The 11,107-nt window shown below is 36.5% G+C and carries 11 protein-coding genes; 4 read left to right on the forward strand and 7 right to left on the reverse strand.

Annotated elements, in window-relative coordinates; all coding sequences use genetic code 11:
• Positions 1 to 67 precede the first annotated feature (67 nt).
• From AC1M9D_RS13410 to AC1M9D_RS13420, 3 genes are all read right to left on the reverse strand, one after another.
• On the reverse strand, positions 68 to 601 hold the full coding sequence (locus tag AC1M9D_RS13410) for an ATP-binding cassette domain-containing protein (RefSeq protein ID WP_481612383.1): 534 nt from the start codon (positions 599 to 601) through the stop codon (positions 68 to 70).
• Positions 602 to 1,795 carry an ABC transporter ATP-binding protein gene (locus tag AC1M9D_RS13415; protein WP_481612384.1) on the reverse strand — a complete coding sequence of 398 codons (1,194 nt, stop codon included), beginning with the start codon at positions 1,793 to 1,795 and terminating at the stop codon, positions 602 to 604.
• 142 nt (positions 1,796 to 1,937) lie between these two features.
• Positions 1,938 to 2,570 carry a hypothetical protein gene (locus AC1M9D_RS13420; RefSeq protein WP_481612385.1) on the reverse strand — a complete coding sequence of 211 codons (633 nt, stop codon included), beginning with the start codon at positions 2,568 to 2,570 and terminating at the stop codon, positions 1,938 to 1,940.
• Between the two features lie 113 nt (positions 2,571 to 2,683).
• Here AC1M9D_RS13420 and AC1M9D_RS13425 point away from each other — a divergent pair, with 113 nt between their 5' ends.
• Both AC1M9D_RS13425 and AC1M9D_RS13430 read left to right on the forward strand, forming a co-directional pair.
• On the forward strand, positions 2,684 to 3,076 hold the full coding sequence (locus tag AC1M9D_RS13425; RefSeq protein ID WP_481612386.1) for a DUF3144 domain-containing protein: 393 nt from the start codon (positions 2,684 to 2,686) through the stop codon (positions 3,074 to 3,076).
• Between the two features lie 142 nt (positions 3,077 to 3,218).
• Positions 3,219 to 4,283: an amidohydrolase family protein gene (locus tag AC1M9D_RS13430; protein WP_481612387.1), complete on the forward strand. Its 1,065-nt coding sequence runs from the start codon at positions 3,219 to 3,221 to the stop codon at positions 4,281 to 4,283.
• A gap of 54 nt (positions 4,284 to 4,337) precedes the next feature.
• Here the strand turns inward: AC1M9D_RS13430 and AC1M9D_RS13435 are convergent, their stop codons facing one another.
• The 4 genes from AC1M9D_RS13435 to AC1M9D_RS13450 all read right to left on the reverse strand — a co-directional run bounded on the left by AC1M9D_RS13435 (position 4,338) and on the right by AC1M9D_RS13450 (position 9,396).
• Positions 4,338 to 7,127, reverse strand: a complete 2,790-nt coding sequence (locus AC1M9D_RS13435; protein ID WP_481612388.1) for a M16 family metallopeptidase — start codon at positions 7,125 to 7,127, stop codon at positions 4,338 to 4,340.
• Between the two features lie 72 nt (positions 7,128 to 7,199).
• Positions 7,200 to 8,027: a PhzF family phenazine biosynthesis protein gene (locus AC1M9D_RS13440; protein WP_481612389.1), complete on the reverse strand. Its 828-nt coding sequence runs from the start codon at positions 8,025 to 8,027 to the stop codon at positions 7,200 to 7,202.
• 402 nt (positions 8,028 to 8,429) lie between these two features.
• A complete protein-coding gene (locus AC1M9D_RS13445) occupies positions 8,430 to 8,621 on the reverse strand; it encodes a hypothetical protein (RefSeq protein WP_481612390.1) in 192 nt (63 codons plus the stop codon).
• Positions 8,622 to 8,856: 235 nt separating this feature from the next.
• Positions 8,857 to 9,396 (reverse strand): M23 family metallopeptidase, encoded by a 540-nt coding sequence (locus AC1M9D_RS13450; protein WP_481612391.1) that lies wholly within the window; start codon positions 9,394 to 9,396, stop codon positions 8,857 to 8,859.
• Positions 9,397 to 9,700: 304 nt separating this feature from the next.
• On the opposite strand from AC1M9D_RS13450, the gene AC1M9D_RS13455 reads away from it, so the two are divergent.
• A complete protein-coding gene (locus AC1M9D_RS13455) occupies positions 9,701 to 10,483 on the forward strand; it encodes an rRNA large subunit pseudouridine synthase E (RefSeq protein WP_481593491.1) in 783 nt (260 codons plus the stop codon).
• A gap of 127 nt (positions 10,484 to 10,610) precedes the next feature.
• Positions 10,611 to 11,006 carry a hydroxyisourate hydrolase gene (gene uraH / locus AC1M9D_RS13460; RefSeq protein WP_481593492.1) on the forward strand — a complete coding sequence of 132 codons (396 nt, stop codon included), beginning with the start codon at positions 10,611 to 10,613 and terminating at the stop codon, positions 11,004 to 11,006.
• Positions 11,007 to 11,107: the final 101 nt, after the last annotated feature.

The raw sequence follows: 11,107 nt of genomic DNA on the forward strand, positions 1-11,107 counted from the left end.
CGGAATTAGGTCGACCACTTACCCAAGTTACGCCTTAAATTTGGCTCAATTAGGGGCGCTTTGCATTTCAAATCTTTGTGCAACAAAGCCCCTCATTGTTAGAATTTAAAATGATGTTGAAATCAATAATTTCATCAGCAATTTCTGTCGCCATACGTTCATGAGAAATCATAATGACCGTTTCAACTCGCTCTTGAGTAATTTTTAAAATTTTCGAACTTGTTTTCTCATCTAAGGCTGCTGTAGGTTCATCTAAGATCAGAAGCTTTGGTTGTTTTAATAATGCACGAATGATGTTCAATCGTTGTTTTTCACCACCAGAGAAATTTTTGTAAATTTCTTGAATATCATCGTCTAACTCAATTTTATTTTTTTCCAACAAAATGAGTAAATCAAACTCTTTTAACCAATGTTTAAGCTCCTCATCAGAATATTTGATCTCAGTATTTTGAATCAAATTTTGTCTTAATGAGCTTGAATAAATGATCGGAGTTTGGCTGACCACAGCAATCTGATCAAATATTTTTTCTGAAAATACTGAAGTGATCTCTAAATTTCTGAAGAATAGTCGTCCAGATTTGATCTTTTCTATTCCGACCAATTAATTGAGGAAACTTGATTTTCCAATACCTGTTCGCCCCTGAATTAAATATATTTTTCCACACACGATGTCTAAATTAAAATTTTCAATCGTCTGCTGACCTAGATCAAATGTCACATTTTGAAATGAATATGCCACCGCACTTTCTTTTTGTTCCTCAGCTGTTAGATCATTCGTACTGAATGACTCATGTTCCAATTCAAAATATTCTAGGTACTGATCAATAGCCACAATATGACCTTTCAAATGAATGATATTTTGAGACATCATCATTAAAGGAATGGTTAAACCTATAATATAAGTACTGACTAAAACAAAATCACCTGAACTAAAACTTTGATATTCAAACATATAGACTGATAAAACCATGAATACCAAAAGAAAAAATGATACAAATAACAGTTGATATATCATGAGATACTGAAGTTTTTTATAGGTGTCCTGAGTCTTTATTTTATAATCATCGATTCTGCGGCTAAACTCTTCAAATTCGTAATATTTCGAATGACTGAGTTTGATATCATAACTTTGTTGTAGTTTTTCAATCACAAATTGATTCAGTTGATTTCGAGCACCATACATAATCGTAAAGATATCTTGTGTCTTAAAGGTAATGATCAGCGATAAAGCAACTGTACAAGCTGAGAATACGAAAAAATACACACCAAATTCAAGATTGATCGTATTTCCGAGCACATACACCATACCTAAGATTTTAAATACCGTAGGTACAATAACAAAAAATATAGTAAAAATAATTGTACCAAGTGCTTCGCTGCCACGAATTAGATTTGCATTAAATACACCGATATCTTGTTGACGTTGATCTTTTAATTTCAAATCGAGAAAATTAAATACACCAGCTTTAAGCATGGATGCATCAACATTTCTGATCATCATAGACATGGCAAAATTATTTACATTCTTCATCCCCTCATTGATAAACCAAGCGAGTGCATAAGACACGGCGAATAAATAGAGCAGATGAATTTGAAAAAAGTCTTGAATCGAATAGTAATGATCAGGCTCACTGGTCTGGTCAATCAGCAGCTTAAACAAATACGGTAAACCAACACTCGTACCAATAATTAAAATTTGAAGTATGGCTAAAACGAAGAATACACTTAATCCATTTTCATCATGTTGACGGAATAACATCCACGCCTTTTTAAATTGTTTAATCTTTTCGGTCATTATTCTTGAAATTAGTTATTTTTTGTGATGACTATTTAAAACAATACTAATCAATAAGTTTGGATATTGATCGTAGAAGCTTTGTTCTTATAAGGTAGCTAATCGTTGATTCTAATGTCTAAACTAAGTTCAATCAGCCCAACTAACGATATTTACCATAAATACGCCACGTGTTGTTATCCGCCAATGGATCGCTATATGAGTCATTTCGTTGCTTACGTGGTTTATCGCGAGCATCAACCAACTCGAAATGAGGCTCAACACTTAAGACAATACCATTTACATAAAATCGTGTTCGCGTATATTCACTTTGTCCATGCTGAAATACATAAGTTCTTAAATCTATAAATTCGCGATGCGCAACTAATGCAGCAGTGTCATCATGATCCAACCAGCGACTCATTGCTAAAACTTGTTCAGGTTCAAACTGCCCACACTTCTCTAACACACTGGCAATACCACGAAAAGTCTTTGATTCCTTTGCACGTGTTTTATTAATGCGAATTCGATCTACATAAAAATAAAACAGCGGTAAATTTAGATGACTCGGTAAATGAATGGCATCTAAAACCTCGTCTTCCATAAAAGGTTGAAATAAATCTTGTGCCCTTCCGATTAGACCTGTCCACTGCTGGTAATATGCAGCAACTTGCTCTTTGGTTCCATAATAAATGGGTAGACCTTCGACATTCGCAAGATCGACAGGTGGCCAAATATTCTGTCTCAGTAACGCAATATCACTTTTTAAACTTTGAACTGCGATAGCATCTTGCATAGAAAGGCTCATGAAAATTACTTAGGCTATTTTTAGATTAAGTGAAAGGTTTAGTTTATGCAAGCCTTTGCCTATAATAGTGCTTGAATTAAGTTATTTATTAGGAACAATTCATGGTTCAAAAGATTCAAGCGACTGATGTCACTGAAGAAGAAGCATTGAATGCGATTTTCTTCGAACGTGCTGATGAATTTATTAAGCAAGCCAATGAATTTTGCCGTGTTGAAAAAGGTTCTACTGTTAAACCAGCCGATGCTCGTGGTCAAGTCAGTGCTGCGATGCTATTTGGTACTGCTCGTTTTAACACATGGGTTGCTGCCAATAACTTTAAAGATGGCAATGAAATGCGTGATGCTAAAGAACAAGTGATGTCTTATATCATGCAACAGTTTCACATGATGCTTGAAGATAATTATGACGAATACTGCGAACAGTTTGAGAACTACCTTCGCTTCCGTCGTAATGAAGAGTTTCATGCAAATAAACAACATGACCACGAACATTAAATAGATTTGCATTGTGTGCATTGAGCCTCCTTTAGGGGGGCTTTTTTAATGCTTAAACTCTAATATTCAAACGAAAATGCAATTCAAAAATTGATCAATTTCTCGTATGTTATTCTTATTGATGACTCAACTAAGGATAGCGATGAATCAACTCAACTTTCCCATCGTCGATGCTCATATCCATCAATGGGATCCTTATCACACACCGCATGCTGCCGCTTTAGCTGTTAAGCTTTTTGGAAAACATCCAAAAATATTGGATAAAGTCGTTCGTCTCGTAAAACCTAAAGATTTAATTGATACAGTAGGACTTACAGATTACATCACAGCACCCTATTTACCAGCAGATTACCACAAAGACATTGGACATTATACTGTGAGCCGTGTTGTACATGTCGAAGCCAGCTGGCATCATCAAAAAGGGACTGGCGTTGTAGAAGAAACGCAATTTATTCAGCAGCTTCCTTTTTCTCAAGAAAACATCAAATTGGCTGGAATCGTTGCAACAGCTGATCCTCGCGAAAGCAATTTCAAAAAAATTCTTAAAATGCATAAAAAGGCATCTCCATATTTTCGTGGTATCCGAAAAATGGCTGCACATCATGAAGATCCTGGAATTCATGCATGGAACGACGACCCCCACCTCTACACTGATCGAAAATTTTTAAAAGGTTTTGAAGCATTAGCCCAGTACAATTTAAGCTTCGATGCTTGGGTTTATTCTAGCCAGCTTAAAGATGTTATTGCTTTGGCAAAACGTTTTCCTGAGACTTCGATTATCTTAGACCATTTAGGCACACCAGTAGGTTTATTCGGCCCAGTAGGTAAACACACAGGAATCACCCAAACTGCGCGAGACAATATCTATTTCCACTGGAAAGAAGATCTTGCAGAATTAGCTCAATGTCCGAATGTGTATACAAAAATGTCTGGACTCTTCATGCCTGTTTTAGGTCATCAATTTCATACACGACGAACCTTAGCATCTAAACAACAAATCATTGAATTGGTCTCTCCTATGATTAATCATGCTTTACAATGTTTTGGACCTTATCGTGTCATGTTTGCATCCAACTTTCCGATGGATAAAGTGAGCACATCACTTACAAATATCATTGATGCCTTTAGCGACATTGTTGCTGCCTATAATTCAGAGGTTGTTGAACAGATATTTTGTAAAAATGCGCAGCAATTTTATAAGCTTTAAAAAAAAAGGCTCATTCACGATCGAATGAGCCTTTTTTAATCGTACATTGTGGTTCTAAGTTTTAGGCTTTGAAATCATTTCAGGTTGTGGTTTACCATACTGATCTGCCATAACTTCAACCAAAAACTCAGGCTTAATATATTTTTTGATCACTGCATCTATATCTTTCTTCGTCAGTTTTGCAAATGCCTGATCACGCTCTAGTCTTAAAAGCTGTGTTTTATTTTGCTCAAGCTGACTGTTCAATCCACGATGAATACGGCGCTCATCCTCTAAATTCGTGACACGCTGTTTCATAATATTGGCTTTAGCCGCTTCAAGCTCTTGCTCCGTCACACCATTCTTTAATAAGTCAGTGAATACTTTATGCACACCTTGAGAAACTTGAGCTGATTTTCCAGCTGCATAATTAGCACTTACACCTAGAGCACCAGCATTGATAAAATTATCCAAACTCAAACTACTTCCAAAGCTGTAAACCAACGCATTTTTTTCACGTAACTCCATGGCAAGGCGTGATGATAATTGTGACTCGCCTAGAATATGGCTCAACACATATAATGCTTCTGCATCAGGATGATTATTACCCACTGGAATGGCAATAACCGCTTGATAATTACCAAATTGACGCTGTTCAGCCAGCGCATGAACTTTTTGAGCAGGATAATCTATATGACTGCCCTGCAAACGTTGGTATGGTTCTTTTGTCTTAGACTGACCTAAAGATGAATTCAAGTATTTCAGAATGGCTTTGTCATCAAAATCACCAGTCACCGATATTTGACCATTTTGAGTTGTAAAATACTTTTGGTATAAAGCTTTAATTTGATCATTGGTGATGGTTTCAATTTGCTGCTTTGCTAGCTCAGGTTCAAAATGATATCGCAAATCACCTGGTTCATATCGCTCTACGATTCTAGCGATAGTCAGTCCCGCTACAGTTTCAGGCTCTGTATATGGTCGATTTAATGACGATAATGTTTGTGATTTGATGAGGTCAAACTGACTCTGCTCAAATTTCGGATTATTCATAACGTCGACAATAAACTTGAAGAATTCTGGAAATTTTTCTTTCTTCGCAGATACGTTAATCACAATACCATTATCAACAGCAGACGCAGATGCTCGACCACCCGCCTCGATTGATTTGTCTGCAATATCTTGCAAGCTATATTGCTCAGATGCTCTCAAAAGCAAATAAGACATAAAGCCTAGTGCTTCACCTTGATGCTTGAGTGATTGTGCTGTCCCGAAATTTAAAGATATCGATGCGTAAGTTTTGTCATCGCGAGTTGACGTTGGGAATAGTGCATACTGCATCCCATTTTTCAAAGTACCACGCTTGATTTTTTTCTCTAACTTTTCAACATACTGTTTGGAATTTTTTAAGTGCTCAGCCAGTTCAGCTTTATACACAGCTGGGTCTTTTAAAGGCTCTTCTTGAGTTGTCACTTGATCTAAAGTTTTTGATTCTTGCTCATGAGCGTCTAGCTCGAGTGCCTTTTTTTGATCCTCAGGCGTAGGTTGTATGTCTCCCGAAATGCGATGCTCAGCAACCAAGAATTGATTTATTGCCTGATTAACCTGATCGACATTTAAACTTTGTATCTCTGCTTGATCTTTAAAATATTTTGTCCAATCCCCATTGGATGAAACCACATAATCACTAATGAAACCACCCACAGAAGAGGCATTGGTCATCATGCTCTCTTGACCATTTTTAATCATGTTTTTGACACGATTTAATTCTGTTTCATTAAATTGATGCTTTTTCTCAATTCCTTTTTCTAGAGACAGGGCAACTTTTTTCTCGTCGTGATTAGGAGCATACACTGCCCCCATAAAAACAAGATTAAAATCGGGTGTTAACCATGTCGTCGATTGAACCTGTGTAGCCGTACCTGTTTCTACAATATCTTTGTACAAATGACCACTAGGTTGCATTGTAAATAAATAAGGTGCTAAAGCGAGTGCAGTCTGTGTTTTTTGCTGGGTGCCATTGAGATAAATATTGTATTTGCCTAAATCACTTCCCTTTTGCACGATAAATTGACGATCTTTGATCTTGGTCGAATCAAGCATTGGAACTTGGGTTGACTCAGGAATTTGACGCGCAGGAATTTGATTAAAATTTTTATCCACTGCTTTCAGGATATCCGCTTTATTAAATTTACCTGCAATCACTAGAACTGCATTATTCGGTGCATACCATTGTCGGTAAAATTGATTCAGTTCCTTCATGTTGATTGACTGAAGCTCATTTAAATCACCAATCGGTAGACGACCTAGATACTGATTTCCGTAAGCAGATTTCCAAATTTGATCCATCAATACTGAAAAAGGTTGATCCATTCGAACCTCACGCTCTCGTTTTACGATTGCGATTTCTGACGGAACAAATTTTTCCTGAAGTACGAGCTTATCCATTCGCTCTGCCTCCAGATACAACATTTCATCAATGGCTTTTTTTTCTGGACGGATGACACTCATATACTGGGTAGAATAGTAGTCAGTCATCGCATTACTCATGAGCGTATGCTGATCTAGACGACGTTGAAACTCATCTCCTTTTACATTTTCTGTGCCTTTAAACGCGAGATGCTCAAGTAAATGTGCTAAACCACCTTTACCTTGTGGGTCATTCAAAGCTCCAGTTAAATACACCATATTCATAAAAATTTTATTTTCTTTAGGTATCGGTGCCAAAATTACCAGTAAACCATTTTCTAGTTTGTATTCTTCAATATTTTGTTCAGTCTTGACCAAAATAGGTTGTGCTAAACAGCTAGAACTGACCGCAACGATCATTAAAGTAAGTGAAAGTTTTTTAAAACGAGTTAGCATTGTTCTTCCAATTATTGATATAAAAAAATTGATCACACGACTGCTAAGGGTGTGATCAATAGGGTTTATGTTTTAAAGGTAAATTTCAGCTTTCATATAAAGTTTGGCATAGCCAGAAATTTCAATTCTTTGATTCTCTTTAAGTTGGCAATACAACACGCCACCTCTTTCTGAGCTTTGAAAAGCAATAAGTTCTGTTTTATCCAATTTCTCAGCCCACAAGGGTGCTAATCCTGTATGCATAGAACCTGTTACAGGATCTTCATTGATGCCTTTATGTGGTGCAAAATAACGTGCCACATAATCATATTGTTCTGAAGCTGCAGTTATAGCAATATCGGGATGATCAGATGCTGTAATGCAGGTACTGACCTCATATGCTTCAGCAATTGCATTAATATTGGCAAAATTAGGTTTGGTATCAAGCACATCTTGTTCACTTTCCAAGACTAAAATATAAGCTTGTTGATTTTGATAAATTTCCTTGATTGGACGATCAACCACTTCTTTTAATAATTCAGGAAACTCTTCAGTTAAATGAGGGATTCGAACTGGGAAATTCATTGTGATTTTTCCATCGTCTTGTCGCGTGATGGTAAAAATTCCTAAATCTTTAACATGAAATTTAATGTGTTTCGCTTGAGTATACTCATTAAAAAGTACATAACTGCTCGCTAAAGTGGCATGACCACAAAAATCGACTTCAACTTTAGGTGTAAACCAACGGATTTCATAATTTTCATCATCAATAATTTTAACAAAAGCCGTTTCAGCCAAATTATTTTCAAATGCAATATTTTGCATGAGTGATGTATCAAGCCATTCTTCACTGACCACTACAGCTGCAGGATTCCCCTGAAACAACGCTGTAGTAAAGGCATCAACTTGATACATTTTCATAAATACACCCTAATATTTCCAAACTTCTAATTGAGAATAATAATCTTTTATCATTTCAAATCATAGATTAATTTCAATCTTGACTATAAATTATTGCTTCACAAAGATTCGTTCATAAACTGTATATTTCTAATGATCTTCCATAAAAAAACCCTCACATGAGGGTCTTTTGCTATTTACTCTTTTTGAGCGCTTTCTTTAAATCTTTTAACTTAGATTCATGTTTAGAAATTTTCTTTAGTCTCGATTTAATTTGATCTTTTAAATCTTTAATTTTTAACTTGGACTTATTCGTCATATCTTATCTTCCTCGTGTCATTCACTTTAAATTGTTAATGCTTGAATTTACTGACAAGAATGGGCATTCATCCCTAAATTCCCATTCAATTCATGATTAATGGATTAACGATTTTGTTGATCTAAATCAGATTGCTGTTGTGATTGTTGACGGGACTGTTGCTGATCCTGCTGCTGTTGATCTTGTTGCTGTTGCTGCTGATTCGGTTGTTGTTGATGTGGCTGTTGACCTTGTTGACGTTGTTGGTGATTTTGTTGCTGTTGCTCATTTTGATCTTGATTGTATTGATTACTCATTTCATATCTCCATGATTATCACTTTTTTGATACTGATCTTAAATTCTTTTTCACTTGAATTAGACCAGTACAAATAACCATAAACCTTTTGAACGAAACTGCGAGCATAGAGCTGTATCAAAATACTGCATCGTAACTTCCATTGTGTAAGCTATTTAAATTTCAGAGGATTAAAATTGATATATGTTACGAGGCTTACAAGGCTCTCTCATTTGTTTACTTGTATTAACGTGACTTATTCCTTTAGTTTTAAATATGGATATGGATTCGTAGCACCACTCGTTAAATAAATCCCATAATGTAAATGCGGAGGTGTATTGATCGCATTGCCAGTATTTCCCACATATCCTAACACTTCACCGACTTCAACCCAGTCACCTTCTTGGATGTGTGCTGCATATTCATCTAAATGTGCATAGTAATGGCGACTTAACTGAGGTCCTACCACCCAGACGACTTTACCTCCCAAACTGTTTGTGCCGATACGACTTACAATACCTTGTGTTGCACTCAATACAGGCGTACCTCGTTTGGCAAAAATATCAATTCCTTGATGTGTACGACCATTTGAACGTGCCGCCCCCCAAGTATCTGCTATTTGAGTTACTTTGACTCCTTCAACGGGTATCGCCAACGGCTCTGTCAACGCTTGCTGTTGAAGTTTCCAGTATAAATATAGATATTGTATTCCTGCTGTTTCGCCTGAAGTTGGGGGCTGACAAGCAGTAAGCATCCAACTGATTGCAATGAGTGATCCAATAATCCTTTTCTTCATATACAACCCAACATCTTAAATTGAGTTAAATTTTAGCTTCTGATCGACGTTTGCATTGTATTGATTAAATTAAAAGCACTTGTCATAAACCAATAAAAGCCTGCTTATACCGATTAAATCGTCAGAATTACATATTTTTTTTGATCAATACGATACTTTCTTTTTTGAATCACGCATAATAGTCACCAATTCCCCTATTTATTTTGTTTGACTTCATTGATCGAATCCTCAGATCAATTCAGGATGTTCATAAATTCTTGATAAGTCAGACCTTTCACCATTTGCACATTATTGAAGTTTTTATATGAAAATCGTCATTCTCAATAAACCTTATGGCGTTCTCTCCCAGTTTCGTAAAGACGAAGCACATATGACAATGTCTGATTTCGTTAACGATCCGACTTTACGTCTTGCTGGACGTCTAGACATGGACTCTGAAGGTCTAGTGTTTTTAACCGACCATGGTGGTTTAAATCAGTACATTACCAACCCTGCCAACAAGAAATTTAAAACTTATTTGGTTCAAGTTGATGGTGATGTGACTGAAGAGGCTTTAGAACAGCTTCGTAAAGGTGTAGAGCTTAAAGACGGTATGACTCTACCTGCAAAAGCTGTAAAAGTTGAACAGCCTGAGTGGTTATGGGATCGTGATCCTCCTGTTCGTTTCCGTGCTTCTGTACCTACTTCTTGGGTTGAAATTTCGATTTGCGAAGGTCGTAACCGCCAAGTTCGACGTATGACTGCAGCAGTGGGTTTCCCAACTTTACGTCTTATTCGCACTAAAATTGGATCAATCGACTTAGTACAGATGGGTCTTGAATCTGGCGAAACTAGAGAAATTGAACCATTACTTTATCCTGACTTTCAAAATGTTCCTGCAGAAGAGCCATACCGCTCACGCTCTTACGTGAAGAAACCAGGCGGTACAGGTGGCAAGCCGATTAATAAGAAAGTCAATAAAGATGGTACTAAGAAAAAATCGGGTACTAAACGTATTTGGCAAATGGAAGAACATGAGAAACCACGTCGTAAGACCAATGGTACTACTCGCCCAAATACAAAAGCTCCACGTGGACGCGCACGCTAAGCTCAAGCTATTGTATAAAAAGTAAAAAGGATGCAATTGCATCCTTTTTTTATACATAAATTAACTTAAATAATCTCTCATTTTAAGTACACTTTTTCGATTATTTGCTTATTGTGACTTGATACTTATGAAAAAATTTACGCTTGCTCTTTCAAGTTTTGCATTTTCAACATTCACTTTGGCAAATCCTTTAAGTGTTCATGTGCTTAATCAAGAAACTGGTCTTCCATCTTCTAATATTGCAGTTACACTTGAAGCGCAGCAGGGTGAAAAATGGGTAAAGCTCAACGAAGCTAAAACGGATGAAAATGGTCGTATCAAGGCTCTATATCCAGCCGAAACAGATCTTCAAAAAGGTGTTTACAGAGTAACTTTTAAAACTGGCGACTGGTTTAAAGCAAACAACAAGCGTACTTTCTTCCCAGAAGTGCCAGTGGTTTTTGTAATTGATGGTAGTTTAGATCATTACCATATTCCGTTGTTACTAAGTTCATATGGTTATTCAACCTATCGAGGGAACTAATGTTTTTTTGTGGCTTTGTTGCACAAACCTATCTGTAAAGGGTTTTTCAGCGATATAATTTTCAAATGAAGAAGCCTACACACAAAATCTACCGCACAACC

Source organism: Acinetobacter sp. ANC_7682, assembly GCF_056779795.1.